The organism is Streptomyces sp. NPDC006552 (genome assembly GCF_040611655.1).
In the GTDB taxonomy this organism is placed as follows: Bacteria; Actinomycetota; Actinomycetes; order Streptomycetales; family Streptomycetaceae; genus Streptomyces.
Genome location: NZ_JBEXOS010000047.1, coordinates 48,452 through 64,222, shown reverse-complemented (window position 1 = coordinate 64,222; position 15,771 = coordinate 48,452). Strand labels below are relative to the sequence as shown.

The window sequence follows — 15,771 nt, the reverse complement described above, 5'->3', positions numbered from 1 at the left end:
AGAACTTCGCCAGGTTGATCCGCAGCGCGCCGCGGTAGAACAGCCAGCCCAGCAGCACCGCCGTCGCCACGCCGCACTCCCGGCACGCCCCGTGCGGCCCTCAGGGCTTGCGCGCCACCACGGCGTAGATCCCACTGGACTCGGCTGCCGGCGCGGGCTCGTCGCGGAACCACTCGGGCGCAGTGACCAGTCCCGGCGCCACCGGCTCAAGGCCCTCCAGGAAGCGGTTGACTCCGTCGCGCGTACGGAATCCGAGCGTGATGCCGCCCTTCGCGTACTCCGCCGTGACCTGGGCCGACAGCTCGGGGAAGAGGTCGGAGGAGGCGTGCGAGAGGACGAGGTGGCTGCCGGAGGGCAACGCGGAGACCAGCGTCGAGACGATGTCGTACGGGCCCTGCTCGTCGGAGATGAAGTGCATGAGCGCGATGAGCGACAGCGCGATCGGGCGGTCGAAGTCGAGGATCGTGCGGGCGTGTTCGAGGATCGCCTCCGGGTCGCGGACATCGGCCTGGATGTAGTCGGTGGCGCCCTCGGGGGCGCTGACCAGCAGGGCCTCCGCGTGCCGCAGCACGATGGGGTCGTTGTCGGTGTAGACGACCTTCGCGGCGGGGTTGGTCCGCTGCACGATCTGGTGCAGGTTCGGCGCGGTCGGGATGCCGGTGCCGACGTCCAGGAACTGGTCGACGCCCTGCGCCGCGAGCCAGGCGGCGGCGCGGTGCATGAACTCGCGGTTCTGCCGGGCGGCGTCCCGCGCCTCGGGCGGCAGCTGTGCCCCGACGGCCTCGTCGACCGGGTAATTGTCCTTGCCGCCGAGCAGCCAGTCGTAGACCCGGGCCGGGTGCGCCTGGCTGGTGTCGATCCGGGGCCGGGGGCTGGGTGCCGTCATGGGCGGACTCCATCGTCGCGAGGGGCGAAACGGGTCGGATGACCTTGGTCCAAGTCTGCCACGTCAACTCCCCCGGCTGGTCAGGGCGTTGGCTGCTCACCGCGGGTGCGGCCCCGGATGCGGACGGTCGCCGGGGCCCGGATGCCGGGTGCGCGCGCCGGGTGGCCGTGCGCATAGGGTAGGCATGATGTCACACACCGCGGAACTGCTTGAAGGAGCCACGTGCGCGACTGGCAGCGGGAGCTGGGCCTGGAACCGCACGGCGAAGGCGGCTTTTTCCGGCGGATCTACACCGGCGCGCACGAGGTGGCCACCGCCCGCGGCCCGCGCCCGGCGGCCACCGCGATCCACTACCTGCTGGACGAGGCGCGGCCGAGCGGCCTGCTGCACCGCAACCGCAGCGACATCCTGCACTTCCTGATCGACGGCGGTCCGCTGGAGTACGTCACGGTCGACCCCGCGGGCGCCCTGACGCGGACCGTGCTGGGACCGGACGCCGAGCGGTTCCTGCTGGTGCCCGGCGGATGGTGGAAGGCGTCCCGGCTGACCGGCGGCGCCCGCCACGGGCTGGTGGCCGAGGTCGTGACACCCGGCTTCGACTACGCGGACCACGAGTTCGCGCCGCGCACGGTCCTGGAGGAGTTCCCGCACCTCGCCGCGGACCTGCGCCCGTTCGTCCGTACCTGAGGCCCGCCCGGCGGGTCAGCCGAGCGTGCGGACCGGAGCGCCCGCCAGGTACGCCTCGATGTCCTCGACGGCGCCCTGGAAGTAGCCGTCGTAGTTGGCGCGGGTGACATAGCCGAGGTGGGGCAGGCCGGCCGAGGAAGTTCGGCGCGGTGCGCAGCGGGTCGTCCGGCGGCAGCGGTTCGGTCTCGAAGACGTCGCTGCCGGCGCCCGCGATCCAGCCCTCGCGCAGCGCCCGCGCCAGCGCCCGCTGGTCGACGATCGCGGCGCGGGAGGTGTTCACGAGGTAGGCGGTGCGGCGCATCCGCCGCAGCTCCCCGGCGCCGACCAGTGCGCGGGTGCGGTCGCTGAGAACGAGGTGCACGGAGACGAAGTCGCTCGTCTCGAAGAGTTCCTCCTTGGACGCGGCGAGGGAGGCCCCCGCCCCGGCGGCGCGTTCCGCGGTCAGGTTCTGGCTCCAGGCGACGACATCCATGCCGAACGCGGCGCCGACGCGGGCCACCCGGGAGCCGATCTTGCCCAGTCCGAGCAGCCCGAGGCGGCGGCCGTGCAGATCGGCGCCGAGCGTGGACTGCCAGGGTCCGCCGGAGCGCAGGTTGCCGCTCTCCGTGACGATGCCGCGCGCCAGCGCGAGGAGGAGGGCCCAGGTCAGCTCGGCGGGCGGGGCGGAACCGCTCGGGGTGCCGCAGACGGTGACACCGCGCGCGGCGGCGGCCGCCAGGTCGATCGAGGCGTTGCGCATCCCCGAGGTGATCAGCAGCCGCAACGCGGGCAGCCGCGCGAGCAGCTCGGCCGGGAGCGGGGTGCGTTCGCGCATCACGACGACGATCTCGCAGTCGCGGAGCTCCGCCACGAGGTCGTCGTGCGCGGTGTGGTGGTCGTGGAGGAAGCGGACGTCGACGCGGTCCGCGAGGCGCGCCCAGTCGGCCCGCTCCCGGGCGACGTCCTGATAGTCGTCGAGTACGGCGCAACGCAGTCTGGCCACCACCACTCCCCGGGTCGCTCTGGCCCGCTCACCCTAATACGGACCAACATGCGTGACCGTTCGACGACTTGGTACGGACGAACGCCTTGACGCCGTTCGCACCCGTCCCTTAAATCAACTCTTGAAGTTGACGCACCACGCGCACCCCCCATGTCTTCACTTTCTGGCGCGCCCGAGACAGGCGCGATCCCCCTACCCGAAGTGATGTGATCTGCTATGCGCATACCCCTGCGCCACCGGCTGCCCCTGGCCACCGCCGCCCTGCTGTGTCTGGGCGCCGGTCTGATGCCCGCGGCCCAGGCCGCCGACGCCGGGACCGGCGGCCGCGCCCCGGCCGCCGCGGTCACCTTCTCCGACGACTTCGACGGGGCCGCGGGCTCCGCGGTCGACGGATCGAAGTGGCTGACCGAGACCGGCGACAACGTCAACAACCACGAGCGGCAGTACTACACGCCGGGCGCGAACAACGCGGCGCTCGACGGCCAGGGCCACCTGGTCATCACCGCCCGCAAAGAGAACCCGGCCAACTACAACTGCTGGTACGGAAGTTGTCAGTACACGTCGGCCCGCCTGAACACCTCCGGCAAGTTCTCGACGACCCACGGGCACGTCGAGGCCCGCATGAAGATCCCGCGCGGCCAGGGCATCTGGCCGGCGTTCTGGATGCTCGGCGACGACATCGGCTCGGTCGGCTGGCCGAACTCGGGCGAGATCGACATCATGGAGAACGTCGGCTTCGAACCGTCCACCGTGCACGGCACGATCCACGGTCCCGGCTACTCCGGCTCGGGCGGCATCGGCGCGCCCTACTCGCTCCCCGGCGGCCAGGCGTTCGCCGACGACTTCCACACCTTCGCGGTGGACTGGACGCCGAACTCCATCACGTGGTCGGTGGACGGCACCGTCTACCAGACCCGCACACCCGCCGATGTCGGCGGCAACCAGTGGGTCTTCGAGAAGCCGTTCTTCCTCATCCTGAACCTGGCGGTCGGCGGCGACTGGCCCGGCGACCCGGACGGCAGCACGCAGTTCCCGCAGCAGCTCGTCGTGGACTACGTACGGGTCTCCGGCTAGCCCACGCGGCGCTGCCCGGCCGGCCCGGGGACGGGCCGGCCGGACGGCGGCCGCTCAGGCCGTCGCGCGGCACTCCGGGTGACCCCAGCCGTCGGGGTTCTTGGCGATCTCCTCGCCCGCTCCGTACGAGCGCCCGCAGCGGCAGCGGCCGGGGAACTTCGCCTTCAGCGTGCGTGACGAGGCCGAGGACCCCGACACGCCGGCGGTGCGCTTCTTCGCGACGCCGGCCCGGGTCGAGCCACCGGACGGTTTCGACGCCTTCGGCGCCTTCGACGCTGCGGAGGACGGCGGCGGCGCGGGCGAGCCGAGCGCGCTGCCCGCGTCCTCCTGCTGGATCGCGGCCTGGCTGGCGGCGCGGTCGGCGAAGTCGTTGAGCGGGTCGCCGTCGACCTGGTGCGCGGGCACGTAGACGAACTCGACGGTGCGGCCCTCCAGCAGCGCGTCGATCCGGGCGACCAGCTCCTGGTTGGCCACGGGCTTGCCGGCGGCGGTCTTCCAGCCCTTGCGTTTCCAGCCGGGCAGCCAGGTCGTGACCGCCTTCATCGCGTACTGGGAGTCCATCCGGACCTCCAGCGCCACGTCGGGGCCGACGGTGCTCAACAGCCTTTCCAGCGCGGTGAGTTCGGCGACGTTGTTGGTCGCCGTACCGAGCGCTCCGGCCTCCCACTGGACGGGCTGCTCGTCACCGTCGGCGACGACCCACGCCCATCCCGCCGGTCCGGGGTTACCTTTCGACGCGCCGTCACACGCGGCGATCACACGTTCTGCCATGCCCCGATCATGCCAGGGCCGGGACCCGGCCGAGGACCGCTGACGTGTCCATGCCCTCGGGTGGACGCCGGGCCGGCGCGCCCATGAGCGAGGGGGCACCGGGGTTCCGGACACGAGGAAGCCCCGGCCGTGACGGGGGACCACGGCCGGGGCGGCTGGAGAGGGGCACGGATGGCGGTCGCCTCTCGGCGGGGGGCTCCGCAGGGCTTCAGCCGAACGATCTTCCCTGCGGGCTATAGGTGAGGCCCGGGGACACTGTTCCATCCGTGCCCACGGTGGGTTCAACGGGTCAGGGGGGCGGGTTGTTCCCGCCCCGGCGGAGGACTGCGTGAGGTACCTCACCGTCTGTGCGGATCCGCGCCGCCATAGGGTGCCTTAGTGATCTTCGCCCCTGTTTCCGGCCGGCTGTCCGCCCTGTGCCTCGTCGTCACCGCCGCCCTGCTCTCCGCCTGCTCGCCGCCACCGGACCCCGGGGCCTCCGCGGACGTGTCCCCGCGCGTCGTGCGCCCCACGGCGGACACGGACTTCGACTACCAGATCGGCGGCGCCTACCCGCCGCCTCCCGGCGTACGCGCCCTCGCCCGCGACCGGAGCGCGAAGCCGGCGCGCGGGCGCTACAACGTCTGCTACGTCAACGCCTTCCAGGCCCAGCCCGACGCGCTGCACTGGTGGCAGAGCCACCACCCCGACCTGGTGCTGCGCGACGACGACGGCGACCCGGTGGTCGACGAGGACTGGGACGAGGCGCTCCTCGACCTCTCGACGGCGGACAAGCGGGAGCGGCTCATGCGGATCGTCGGGCCGTGGATCGACGGCTGCGCGGACGACGGCTTCCAGGCCGTGGAGCCCGACAACCTCGACTCCTACGAGCGCTCCGACGGGCTGCTGGAGCCCGCCGACGCGGCGGCCTTCGCGAAGCTGCTCACCGCGCGGGCACACGCCGCGGGGCTGGCCGCCGGGCAGAAGAACACGGCCGACCTGCTCCCCCGCCACAAGGCCATGGGCTTCGACTTCGCGGTGGCGGAGGAGTGCGCCCGCTATGACGAGTGCGGGGGCTACGCGTCGGCGTACGGGGACCGGGTCTTCGTCATCGAGTACCGCGCCGCGGACTTCGCGCGGGCGTGCCGCACGTGGGGTGCGCGGCTGTCGATCGTGCTGCGGGACCTGGACGTGCTGCCCGCCGGATCGAAGGGGTATGTGCGCAAGGCCTGTTAGGACCGGGCCCGGCCGGTGGGCGGGGTCGCTCTCAGGCCCTGAGCGCGTCCAGGCGGCGCTGGATGGCGTCCAGCGCGCCGGGGCGGCGGCCCGGGACCCGGCGGCGCAGCGCCCGCAGGGCTCCGGCCTGGGCGCGGGCGCGGGCCGGGTCCGCGACCTGTTCCCACTGGTGGTGGGCGCGGTCCACGGCGGCCTCCACGTCCTCCGAGGTACCGGCCTCGCCGCGGGCGAGCCGGGCCTCGGCTACCGCGGACCACAACTCGCAGCTGCGGGGCGGGTCCTGGGCGAGCCGCGCCAGATCCGCCCGCACCTCCAGCCAGTGGATGGCCTGCGGCGAGCCGGCGCCGTACGTGCGCAGCGCCTCGCTCTCCCACAACGCGGCGATCGCGGAGGCCTCCCCGTGCCGCCCGGCCTGCGCCGCGGCGAGCAGCGCCGGGTGCGGGTCGCCTCCGGCGGCGGGGCGGGACCTGGGGACCTGGGCCGAGGTCGGCCGGGGCCGCGCCGGGGCGGCGGGTGCGGTGCCGGGTGCCGCGGCGGAAGCGGCCGGTGCGGCACGGCCCACAGCCGGGGCGGGCCGCGCCGGGGTGGACCGGGGTGATGGGGCCGCCCCGGACCCGACCGACGCGGGTCCACCCGATGTGGGAGCGGGCAGCGACGGGGCAGGCTGCGCCGGCCTGGTCGCGGCGGCCGGAACGGGTACGGACCCGCCCGATGTGGGAGCGGGCAGCGACGGGGCGGGCTGTGCCGACGTGGCGGCCGGGGACGGTGCGGATTCTCGCCGGGGCGATGCGGGCTGCGTCGGCGCGGGGGCCGGGGACGGTGCGTGAGCAGGCCCTGCCGGTGCCGGGCGGTCCGTAGCCGGCGTCGCCTGCGTCGAGGGGCGCTCCGGAGCGGAGCGGCCCGGGGCGGGCTGCGCCGGGATCGTCTGGGCCGGGCGGTCCTGAGCGGGCGCCGCCGGGGTCCCTTGCGTCGATGTCCGCTCCCCGGATGTCCGTTCCGTCGGCGCCTGCCTCGTGCCCGTCGCCTCCCGGGCCGCCGGGTACTGCGTGTCCTGCGCCAGGAACAGCGCTCCCGGCGGGCCCGCGTGCATCGCCGCCGCCTCGTGCAGCTGGGCGGGGGCGGGACGTTCGCCGGCGCGCCAGATGTCGGCGTAGGCCTTGAGGTAGGCCGGGGTGAGCAGGGTGCGGCGCGGCGGGGGCGGGGCCACGCGCCCGTACAGGCGCACGCCGTGGCCGAGGCCGAGGCCGCCGTCGCGCACGTGCTGCCAGGCCGCCGCGTCGGCGACCAGGTCGAGGACGAGGGTGGTGGTGTGCGGGCGCCGCAGGGCGAGTTCGCCGGTGAGCCAGTGCCAGGGCAGGCCCGTGTACCGCAGCGTGGCCGGGGTGGTGCGGGCCAGCGCGAAGTGGAGCAGGCGCTGGCGGTGGTCGAGGTGGAGCTGTCCGGTGACGTACAGGTGGAGCGGTCCGGGCAGCGCCGCGGCCGTGCGGATGCGGGTGAGGACGGTCTGCGGGTCGAGCGGGTCGGCGAGTTCGACGACGGTGGCCGACGGCGTGCCGGTGAGCGCGCTCGGCGGGACGGCCGCGAGCGCCGGCAGCACGGTGGCCGCGTCGATGAGGCATCCCTTGCCCGCGGGCGCGGCCGCGAGCAGCAGCGCCGTCCCCGGCTCGGTGGAATGTGCCTCGTATGTGCCTTGCGCGTTGATCACCCCAGCACCGTAACCGCAATCCGGCGCGGTGCGCGCCCCGCCGGAGCACCCCAACTGGTCCGGCTACGGGTGATTTTCGGACCTTTTCGCCGTCGCGTGCGGCCGTCCGCGACGCGAGGGGAACCGGCGGTCCGGAACCCGCCGCGTCCGGCGCCGCGAACGGCTGAGGTGCGGGCCGCGCCCCGGCGTACGAAGCTGAGGGGCATGGACGGACTTGACGGATACCCCTCAGTAGTCGTGCACGCCGCGCAGCCGGGCGGGCGGCGGGTCGCCATCCACGGGGAGGACGTCGGGCTGGCGACCTCGCGGGCGGACGTGGTGGAGTTCCTGCGCCGCGCCGGACTCCAGGACGCGCCGCTCGACGACCCGGACTTCATCGAGTGGCGCGGCGGCGGCAGCGCGATGTGGCCCGCCCTGACCAGCAGCCCGGACGACGGGATCTAGCCGGGCTACCGGTACCCCGTGACATCGGCGGGCTTCCCCGCGTCCTGCACCTCGACCAGGTAGCGCCACGCGTCGGGCCGGCTGCCGTCCAGGTCGGTGAAGCCGTAGAGCCGGGCGAGGCCGCCGCTGGAGAGGGACGTGCCGTTAAAGCGGTGGACGTCCGGGTCGGCGGCGAGGGCGGCGACCGCGCGGCCGACGTAGCGCGGGGTCTCGGAGATGGCGAAATGCGGCTCGGCCGCCAGGGCGTCGCGCCAGGTCGACTCGGTGACGCCGAACGCGTCGAGCATGATCTCCGAGCGCATCCAGCCGGGGGTGAGGGCCACGGCGGTGGCGCCGCGGGGGCCGAGTTCGTGGCCGAGGGAGAACGCCATGCGCAGCACGGAGCTCTTCGCGAGGTCGTAGAAGAAGGAGTTGCGGTAGTGCACGGCGTTGTACTCGGCCGTGCCGTCCGTCATCTCCACGACCAGGCCGCCCGGCCCGCGCAGCAGCAGGGGCAGGGCGTGGTGGCTAGTGATCGCGTGGGTCTCGACGGCGAGGCGGAGCAGTCGGAGCCCCTTGTCGAGGTCGTGCTCCCAGACCGGGCTCGACCAGGCGAAGAGCTGCTCGCCGCCCCAGATGTCGTTGACGAGGACGTCGAGGCGGCCGGACTCGGCGTCGATCCGCTCGACGAGGGCGCGGACCTGGCCGGCTTCCAGATGGTCGGTGGGGACGGCGATGCCGCGCCCGCCCGCCGCGGTGACCAGGTCGGCGGCGTCCTCGATGGTCTCGGCGCGGTCGTACTCGGAGCGGCGGGTGCGGGTGGTGCGGCCGGTGACGTAGACGGTGGCGCCCGCCGCGCCGAGCTCCACGGCGACGCCGCGGCCCGCGCCGCGGGTGGCGCCGGCGACGAGGGCGACCTTCCCGGCGAGCGGCGCCGGGCGCTCCGCCGCGCCCTCCTGCCGGTCCTGCTGCGCATGGGTCACGTCTGTCTCCTGTCGGCTCCGGGGCGCGGCGTTCGCTGCTCCTTTCGTCGAGCATCCCCGCGAATCCCGACATCTGCTGTCCGGATTTCAGTGGTGACCGTCGCGGCGGGGCCCTTCCCGGTGGTCCCGCCGCGACGGCGGTCTCAGGCGGCGCGCCGGGCGCGGGCTCCGTGGCGGCGCACGATGTCCGCGTACCGGTGGCCGCTGCCCTTGATGGTGCGCGTCTGCGTCGCGTAGTCGACGTGGACGAGGCCGAAGCGCTTGTCGTAGCCGTACGCCCACTCGAAGTTGTCCAGCAGCGACCAGGCGAAGTATCCGGCGAGCGGGGCGCCCTTGCGGGCGGCGCGGGCGCAGGCCGCGATGTGGTTGACGAGGTACTCCTCGCGCTCGGGGTCGTCCACGGTGCCGTCGGGGCGCACGACGTCCGGGTAGGCCGAGCCGTTCTCGGTGACGTACAGCTTGCGGGCGCCGTACTCGTGGGTGAGGCGCAGCAGCAGCGTCTCGATGCCGTCCGCGTCGACCTCCCAGTCCATGCCGGTGCGCGGGACGCCGAGCCGGCGCACGGCCTGCGCGTACGGGGCGGGGCCCGCCGGGTGGTCGGCGACCGACGACGGGAAGTAGTAGTTGAGGCCCAGCCAGTCGAGCGGCTCGGCGATGGTCTTCAGATCCCCGGCCTGCTCGGGGAGGTCGACGCCGTAGACCTCGACCATGTCGGCGGGGAAGCCGCGGCCGTGCACCGGGTCGAGCCACCAGCGGTTGGAGTGGCCGTCCATGCGGTGGGCCGCGGCGACGTCCTCGGGGCGGTCGGTGGCGGGGACGACCTGGGCGAGGTTGTTGACGATGCCGACCTCGGCGCCGGGCACGGCCGCGCGGATGGCCTGGGTGGCCAGGCCGTGGCCGAGCAGCAGGTGGTACGAGGCCTGGACGGCGGCGGTCAGGTCGGTCCAGCCGGGCGCCATCCGGCCTTCGAGGTGGCCGATCCAGGCGGAGCAGAGCGGTTCGTTGAGCGGTGTCCAGTGCTTGACGCGGTCGCCGAGCCGCTGCGCGACGACGGCGGAGTAGGCGGCGAAGTGCTCGGCCGTCTCGCGGACCGGCCAGCCGCCCCGGTCCTGGAGCACCTGCGGCAGGTCCCAGTGGTAGAGGGTGACCGAGGGGGTGATGCCCTGGGCGAGGAGGGCGTCGATGAGCTGGTCGTAGAAGTCGAGGCCCTTGGCGTTGACCTGCCCGCCGCCGCCGGGCACGATCCGCGGCCAGGCGACCGACAACCGGTAGGCGTTGGTGCCCAGTTGCCCCATCAGGGCGAAGTCGTCGCGCCAGCGGTGGTAGTGGTCGCAGGCGACGTCGCCGTGGTCGTCGTTGTCGACCTTGCCGGGGGTGTGCGAGAAGGTGTCCCAGATCGAGGGCGAACGGCCGTCCTCGGCGGCGGCTCCTTCGATCTGGTACGCCGACGTGGCCGTGCCCCACAGGAAGTCGTGCGGGAAAGCGGCGAGGTCAAGGGGGTCGGACACGGGGTTCCTTTCACCAAGGCGTGCTCTGGTACGGGGGTCTCTCACTTGACGGCGCCGGCGGTGAGGCCGGTGACGAGGTAGCGCTGGAGCAGCAGGAAGCCGGCGACGACGGGCACGCTGACGACCAGGGACGCGGCCATGATCTGGTTCCAGTACACGTCGTTGAGGTTGGCGTAGGCGCCGAGGCCGACGGAGAGGGTGCGGGTGGTCTCGTTCGTCATGACGGAGGCGAAGAGCACCTCGCCCCAGGCGGTCATGAACGAGTAGACGGCGACCGCGACGATGCCGGGGATCGCGGCCGGCACGATGATCCGGAACAGGGCGCCGAGCGGGCCGCAGCCGTCGACGAGGGCGGCCTCGTCGAGGTCGCGCGGGACCGACTCGAAGTACCCGATCAGCATCCAGATCGAGAACGGCAGCGTGAACGTCATGTACGTGAGGATCAGTCCGCCGCGCGAGCCGAACAGGGCGATCCCGGTGGCGTTGCCGATGTTGACGTAGATGAGGAAGAGCGGCAGCAGGAAGAGGATGCCGGGCAACATCTGCGTCGACAGGACGGTCACGGTGAAGACGCGCTTGCCGCGGAAGCGGTAGCGGCTGACCGCGTAGGCCGCGAAGACGGCGATGACGACGGAGCAGGCCGTCGCCGCGCCCGCCACGATCACCGAGTTCGTGAAGTACCTGGCGAGCGGGACGGTGGACCAGATGTCGATGTACGGCCGGATCGTCAGACCGCTGGGGATCCAGTGGAACTCGCCCTGCACGTCCTCGAGTGGCTTGAGCGAGCTGGAGACCATGACGTACACGGGCAGCAGCACGAAGCCGGCGAGCAGCGTCAGGAAGATGCGGCGGGACCACACGAAGGACCGGGGCGCCGCCATCGGCGACCGGTGTCGCGTTGCGGTGTCAGACATCGGCAGTCTTCCTTCCGCGTGAGGTGAGCGCCAGGTAGACACCCGTCACGACGAGCAGGAACAGCAGCAGCAGGACGGACATGGCGGAGCCGCTGCCGAAGTTCCAGGTCACGAACGACGATTGGTAGATGTGGACCGAGACCAGGTCCGCCGCCTCGGGCGCCGCCTTGCCGAACATCACGTACGGCGTGTTGAAGTCGTTGAACGTCCACAGGAACAGCACGAGGACGAGGACCTGGTTGACGGGGCGCAGCGACGGCAGGGTGATGCGGCGCAGCTGCTGCCACAGGCCGGCGCCGTCGAGGGCGGCGGCCTCGTACATCTCCTTGGGGATGTTCTGCAGTCCGGCCATCACGATGAGGAAGGCGAACGGCCAGCCCTTCCAGACGGAGACGGTGAGCAGCGCGTAGAAGCTGTTGTCGCCGATGAGCCAGAACGAGGGTTTGTCACTGACGCCGAGCTGGTCGTGCAGGACGTGGTTCACCAGCCCGTTGTCGTGCTGGAACATGAAGACCCAGGTGATCACGGCGGCGTAGACGGGCAGCGCGTACGGGATCAGGAACAGGGCGCGCAGGATGCCGCGGCCCTTGAACGTCTCCTGCATGTAGATCGCGGCCGCCGTGCCGATCGCCCAGCACAGGGCGACGGACAGGATGGTGAACAGGCAGGTGACGAAGAAGGAGTGGAGCAGGGCCTGGCCGACGGGGGCGTCGAAGTCGACGGCCACCTTGAAGTTGTCGAGGCCGGCCCACGGCGCGCTGGTCCAGTCGCGGATGTAGAACTGGGTCAGCTCGCGGAAGCTCATCACGATGCCGATGACCATCGGGATCAGATGCACGAGGAGTTCGAGGGCCAGGGCCGGCAGAAGCAGCAGGTACGGCAGGCCGATCCGGCGGATCCGCCCGGGGCGGCGGCTCTTGCCGCGCGCCGCCCCGGGGGGGTTCTTGCCGACGGCCCGCCCCTCCCCCGCCTCGGTGGCGGGGGTGGTGGCGGTCGTGGTCATGTGGGTCTCCGCACTCACTTGTTCGGCATCGACTGCTGCGCCTTGGTGAGCGCGGCCTTCACGGACTCCGTGGTGACCGGCTTGCCGGCGGCGGCGTCCGCGAAGAGCTCCTTCACGGCCGTGCCGACGGCGGTCTCGAACTGCGATTCGTCCGCGACCTGTGGCAGCGGGGCCGCGCTCTTGGCGAGGGTGTCCTTGACGACGCCGGTGGACGGCGTGCTGAACGCCGGGTCGGCCTGGGCGGCCTTGACCGGCGGGACCGAGCCGTAGGCCTTGTTGAGGACCTTCTGCTCCTCGTCGCTGGTCATGAACTTCACGAACTTCGTCGCGCCGTCGAGGTTCTTGGTGTTCTTGAAGACGGCGATGTTGATGCCGGCGACCATCGAGTTGATGCTCCGGCCCGCGCCGGGGGCACCGGACTGGACGGGCGCGGGCACGACGCCCCACTCGTCGTCCTTCATGCCCTGGGAGGCGAAGGTGGAGGCGGCGGCCTGCCAGAGCACCATCGCCGTCTTGCCCTTGGAGAAGTCGCTCAGGGACTGGTTCTGCGCGTACTCGGCGTTGCCGGGCGCGATGATCTTGTCCTTGGCCATCAGGTCGACGTACTGCTTCACGGCGGCGACGGCGCCGTCGGAGGTGAAGTCCGGCTTGCCGTCGGCGGTGAACCAGTCGGCGCCGTGCTGCTTGGCGAGGACGAAGATCTGGTGGATGTTGTTGGAGAGGTTCGAACCCTCGGCCGCCAGCCCCCACTTGCCGTCCTTGGAGATCTTCTTGCCGTCGGCGACGATCTCGTCCCAGGTCGTGGGGGGCTTGGCTATCCCCGCGTCCTTGAACATCTTCTTGTTGTAGAAGAGGGCGTAGGACAGCGAGTACAGCGGCACCGCGGCGGGGTCCTTGCCCTGGGCGCCGGCCGACTCGACCGCGGAGGCGACGAACCGGTCCTTGCCGCCGATCTTGTCGAAGTTCTTCTGGTCCCAGGGCAGCAGCGCGCCGCTGGCCTGGAGCGAGGCGCTCCAGGAGTTGCCGATGTTGAGGATGTCCGGGCCCTGGCCCGAAGTGGTCGCGGTGAGGATACGGTTGAGCAGGTCCGACCACGGGACGACCTCGAGCTTGACCTTGATCCCGGTCTGCTGCTCGAACTTGTCGATCTCGGGCTGGAGGACCTTCTTGTCGACCGCGATGCTGGGGCCCTGGTTCGACGCCCAGTACGTCAGGGTCTTGGGGGAGTCGTTGGACCCGCCGCCCGAGGACGAGCCGCCGCCGCAGGCGGTCGCGGCGAGGGCGAGCGAGAGGGTGGCGGCGCCGACGGCTGCGGCTCGGATTCTGCTCATGGCTCCAGGTGTCCCTTATCCGGAGGAACCCCGACTGCGTCCACCGCGGCTGCACGCCTACGGGTTCAGGTAATGAACGCCCTCAGGGCTTAATTTAGGCTGTGAGTTAAGCCGCACAGGAAGAGGGCGTCAAGAGATCGCACACGGGTATCTTGCGCGAAGCGGGGTTTGCTGGCGTCTTGTCGACGCAGGGAGAGGGAGATCATGGCCGGGCGGAACGGGCGTACGGTGCACGACCTGCGGCGGGAGAATCGCGCAGCCCTATTGCAACAGTTGTATTTCGATGGACCGCTCAGCCGGTACGAGCTGGGTCCGGCCACCGGTCTGAGTTCAGGTTCCGTCAGCAACGTGGTGGCCGAGCTGGCCACCGAGGGCCTCGTAGAGGAGGCGGGCAGCGTCGAGTCGGACGGCGGTCGGCCGCGCACGCTGCTGCGGATCGCCCCGGACTGCGGCCTGCTGATCGGCGTGGACATCGGCGAGAACCTGGTCCGCGTCGAGCTGTTCGACCTGGTGCTGACCGAACTGGCCCGCGTGGAGCGACCGTTGGCGGTCCGGGACCGCTACGACGTCGAGCTGGTCGTGCGGCATGTCCGCGACGGCATCGCCGACGTCCTCGCGGCGGCGGACGCGGACCCCCGGCAGTTGCTCGGGGTGGGTGTCGGGGTACCCGGCATCGTGGCGTGGGAGGCGGAGCGCGGCGCCGTGGTGCACGGCCAGACGATCGGCTGGCACGCCGTGCCGCTGGAGCAGCTGCTGCGCGAGGGCACCCAACTCCCCGAAGGGGTGCCGTACTTCATCGACAACGGCGCCAAGACCCTCGGCCAGGCGGAGATGTGGTTCGGGGCCGGGCGGGGCGCCGGCAGCGCCGTGGTGGTGCTCTTCGGCTCGGGCGTCGGCGCCTGCGTCGTCGCCGAGGACGGGGCCGAGGGCCGGGCCGTGGAGTGGGGGCACCTGACGGTGCGGGTGCGCGGGCGGCGCTGCCGGTGCGGCTCCCTCGGCTGCCTGGAGGCGTACGCGGGGGCCCAGGCCCTGGTGGAGCGGTGGCGGGAGGCGGGCGGTGCGCCGAGCGGCGACGGCGGCGAGGAGGCGGCCCTGACCGAGCTCCTTGACACCGCTTACGGCGACCCGCATCCCGGCGCCCGCGAGCCGGAGCGCGCACTGGCCCTCTCGGTCCTGGAGGAGACCGCCGAGTACCTGGGCGCGGGCCTGTCCGACCTCATCAACCTCTTCCAGCCCGAGCGCATCCTGATCGGTGGCTGGGCGGGGCTGCGGCTCGGGCCCCGCTTCCTGGAGTCGGTACGGCGGCACATCAAGACCTACGCGCTCGACTACCCCGTGGGCCGCGTCGGTGTGGAGCTGGGGCGGCTGGGCCCCGACGCGGTGACGGTCGGCGCGGCCACGCTGCCGCTCGCGGCCTTCTTCGCCCGCGGCGGGCGCCGCGCGGAACCCGCCCCGGCCCAGGAACTCCCGGGCTGGCGCCGGGCGCTGGTGGCGCGCCGGGGCGTACGGGGCCGGGTCGCGGCGGCGGAAGGGCAGGGGGCGGTGCAGTGAGTCGGGCGGGGCGCCGCGCGTGTGGCGGGCCACGGGGTCCCGCCCGTGCGTACGCCCCGGGCCGTCGCGCACATGCGGCCGCCATCGGTCCGGGATACGCTGTTGTGCCTGAATTGTCCGAACCGCCCTTCGTCGACGGCACCGACCTGATCGCGGCAACGAAGTGGGGATCCCGATGCGCGCACGTCCTGCCACGGTGGCCCTGGCCGCCGCAGTCGCCCTGACCGCACTCGCCGCCCCGGCCGCGTCCGCGGGCACGCCCGCCGGGAAGCCGGCGCCCTGCGCCGAGAAGGACCTCACCGTGCGCGCCGAGCCGTCCGACGGCAGCGACGGCGTCATCGCGCTGAGCGTGCGCAACGACGCGGCGCGGGCCTGTCTCGTCGACGGCGCCCCGACCGTCACCTACGGCGAGCTGGACGGCGCGGCCCTGCCGGTGCCGGAGCCGCGGCACGGGGGCCGCACCCTCGCCGGGCACCACACCCTCCACGCCGCGGTCCGCTCGCTGTCGGACTCCGAGGACGCCGAGAAGGACGCGCGCACGGTGATGTCGCTGCACGTGTCGGCCGTCCCGGACCACGACGGCCGGACCTTCCAGGTCCTGAAACTGGGCGCGCCGGCGGGGCTGCGCGTCTACGAACCCGTGACGACGCTGTGGCAGCCGTCCCCGGCCCGGGCCGCCCAGGTACTCCTGGAGGAGACCACGGGCCGGGGCGTCCTGGCGGTCTAGCGCCGCCGCCC

The 15,771-nt window shown here is 72.7% G+C and carries 14 protein-coding genes and 1 pseudogene; 6 read left to right on the top strand and 9 right to left on the bottom strand.

The window, feature by feature from the left end; genetic code table 11:
• Positions 1–100: 100 nt before the first annotated feature.
• Positions 101–886: an SAM-dependent methyltransferase gene (locus tag ABZY33_RS24875; RefSeq protein WP_356493869.1), complete on the bottom strand. Its 786-nt coding sequence runs from the start codon at positions 884–886 to the stop codon at positions 101–103.
• Between the two features lie 222 nt (positions 887–1,108).
• Between ABZY33_RS24875 and ABZY33_RS24870 the strand changes: the two genes are divergently transcribed.
• Positions 1,109–1,573: a cupin domain-containing protein gene (locus ABZY33_RS24870; RefSeq protein WP_356493868.1), complete on the top strand. Its 465-nt coding sequence runs from the start codon at positions 1,109–1,111 to the stop codon at positions 1,571–1,573.
• Positions 1,574–1,588: 15 nt separating this feature from the next.
• On the opposite strand, the pseudogene ABZY33_RS24865 reads toward ABZY33_RS24870, so the two are convergent.
• Positions 1,589–2,558: pseudogene (locus ABZY33_RS24865) on the bottom strand (D-2-hydroxyacid dehydrogenase family protein).
• 213 nt (positions 2,559–2,771) lie between these two features.
• Between ABZY33_RS24865 and ABZY33_RS24860 the strand changes: the two are divergent.
• The gene (locus ABZY33_RS24860) at positions 2,772–3,629 is read left to right on the top strand and encodes a glycoside hydrolase family 16 protein (protein WP_356493867.1); all 858 of its coding nucleotides are present in this window, start codon (positions 2,772–2,774) and stop codon (positions 3,627–3,629) included.
• A 54-nt stretch (positions 3,630–3,683) separates the two neighbouring features.
• Here the strand turns inward: ABZY33_RS24860 and ABZY33_RS24855 are convergent, their stop codons facing one another.
• Positions 3,684–4,400, bottom strand: a complete 717-nt coding sequence (locus ABZY33_RS24855; RefSeq protein ID WP_356493866.1) for a ribonuclease H — start codon at positions 4,398–4,400, stop codon at positions 3,684–3,686.
• A 438-nt stretch (positions 4,401–4,838) separates the two neighbouring features.
• Between ABZY33_RS24855 and ABZY33_RS24850 the strand changes: the two genes are divergently transcribed.
• Positions 4,839–5,615, top strand: coding sequence for an endo alpha-1,4 polygalactosaminidase (locus ABZY33_RS24850; RefSeq protein WP_356493872.1), 777 nt, complete (start codon positions 4,839–4,841; stop codon positions 5,613–5,615).
• A 31-nt stretch (positions 5,616–5,646) separates the two neighbouring features.
• On the opposite strand, the gene ABZY33_RS24845 is transcribed toward ABZY33_RS24850, so the two are convergent.
• Entirely contained in the window at positions 5,647–7,320 is a 1,674-nt protein-coding gene (locus tag ABZY33_RS24845) for a hypothetical protein (protein WP_356493865.1), read from the bottom strand.
• Between the two features lie 204 nt (positions 7,321–7,524).
• Here ABZY33_RS24845 and ABZY33_RS24840 point away from each other — a divergent pair, with 204 nt between their 5' ends.
• Positions 7,525–7,764 carry a hypothetical protein gene (locus ABZY33_RS24840; protein WP_356493864.1) on the top strand — a complete coding sequence of 80 codons (240 nt, stop codon included), beginning with the start codon at positions 7,525–7,527 and terminating at the stop codon, positions 7,762–7,764.
• A gap of 5 nt (positions 7,765–7,769) precedes the next feature.
• Here the strand turns inward: ABZY33_RS24840 and ABZY33_RS24835 are convergent, their stop codons facing one another.
• The 5 genes from ABZY33_RS24835 to ABZY33_RS24815 all read right to left on the bottom strand — a co-directional run bounded on the left by ABZY33_RS24835 (position 7,770) and on the right by ABZY33_RS24815 (position 13,482).
• Positions 7,770–8,726 carry an SDR family oxidoreductase gene (locus ABZY33_RS24835; RefSeq protein WP_356493863.1) on the bottom strand — a complete coding sequence of 319 codons (957 nt, stop codon included), beginning with the start codon at positions 8,724–8,726 and terminating at the stop codon, positions 7,770–7,772.
• Between the two features lie 143 nt (positions 8,727–8,869).
• Positions 8,870–10,234: a GH1 family beta-glucosidase gene (locus ABZY33_RS24830; RefSeq protein WP_356493862.1), complete on the bottom strand. Its 1,365-nt coding sequence runs from the start codon at positions 10,232–10,234 to the stop codon at positions 8,870–8,872.
• Between the two features lie 41 nt (positions 10,235–10,275).
• Complete coding sequence (locus ABZY33_RS24825; protein ID WP_356493861.1) at positions 10,276–11,148, bottom strand: carbohydrate ABC transporter permease; 873 nt, start codon at positions 11,146–11,148, stop codon at positions 10,276–10,278.
• The gene (locus ABZY33_RS24820; RefSeq protein ID WP_356493860.1) at positions 11,141–12,151 is read right to left on the bottom strand and encodes a sugar ABC transporter permease; all 1,011 of its coding nucleotides are present in this window, start codon (positions 12,149–12,151) and stop codon (positions 11,141–11,143) included. Before ABZY33_RS24820 ends, ABZY33_RS24825 begins: the two co-directional genes overlap by 8 nt.
• Before the next feature lie 14 nt (positions 12,152–12,165).
• Positions 12,166–13,482: a sugar ABC transporter substrate-binding protein gene (locus ABZY33_RS24815; RefSeq protein ID WP_356493859.1), complete on the bottom strand. Its 1,317-nt coding sequence runs from the start codon at positions 13,480–13,482 to the stop codon at positions 12,166–12,168.
• Positions 13,483–13,686: 204 nt separating this feature from the next.
• Between ABZY33_RS24815 and ABZY33_RS24810 the strand changes: the two genes are divergently transcribed.
• Positions 13,687–15,033 carry an ROK family transcriptional regulator gene (locus ABZY33_RS24810; protein WP_356493858.1) on the top strand — a complete coding sequence of 449 codons (1,347 nt, stop codon included), beginning with the start codon at positions 13,687–13,689 and terminating at the stop codon, positions 15,031–15,033.
• Positions 15,034–15,208: 175 nt separating this feature from the next.
• Positions 15,209–15,760 carry a DUF4232 domain-containing protein gene (locus ABZY33_RS24805; RefSeq protein ID WP_356493857.1) on the top strand — a complete coding sequence of 184 codons (552 nt, stop codon included), beginning with the start codon at positions 15,209–15,211 and terminating at the stop codon, positions 15,758–15,760.
• Positions 15,761–15,771: the final 11 nt, after the last annotated feature.

What these genes read in the sequence shown, in the direction of transcription:
- ABZY33_RS24825 (WP_356493861.1), bottom strand. Translation starts at nt 11,148, where the DNA reads ATGTCTGACACCGCAACGCGACACCGGTCGCCGATGGCGGCGCCCCGG.
- ABZY33_RS24820 (WP_356493860.1), bottom strand. Translation starts at nt 12,151, where the DNA reads ATGACCACGACCGCCACCACCCCCGCCACCGAGGCGGGGGAGGGGCGG.
- ABZY33_RS24840 (WP_356493864.1), top strand. Translation starts at nt 7,525, where the DNA reads ATGGACGGACTTGACGGATACCCCTCAGTAGTCGTGCACGCCGCGCAG.
- ABZY33_RS24810 (WP_356493858.1), top strand. Translation starts at nt 13,687, where the DNA reads ATGGCCGGGCGGAACGGGCGTACGGTGCACGACCTGCGGCGGGAGAAT.
- ABZY33_RS24855 (WP_356493866.1), bottom strand. Translation starts at nt 4,400, where the DNA reads ATGGCAGAACGTGTGATCGCCGCGTGTGACGGCGCGTCGAAAGGTAAC.
- ABZY33_RS24875 (WP_356493869.1), bottom strand. Translation starts at nt 886, where the DNA reads ATGACGGCACCCAGCCCCCGGCCCCGGATCGACACCAGCCAGGCGCAC.
- ABZY33_RS24805 (WP_356493857.1), top strand. Translation starts at nt 15,209, where the DNA reads ATGCGCGCACGTCCTGCCACGGTGGCCCTGGCCGCCGCAGTCGCCCTG.
- ABZY33_RS24860 (WP_356493867.1), top strand. Translation starts at nt 2,772, where the DNA reads ATGCGCATACCCCTGCGCCACCGGCTGCCCCTGGCCACCGCCGCCCTG.
- ABZY33_RS24815 (WP_356493859.1), bottom strand. Translation starts at nt 13,482, where the DNA reads ATGAGCAGAATCCGAGCCGCAGCCGTCGGCGCCGCCACCCTCTCGCTC.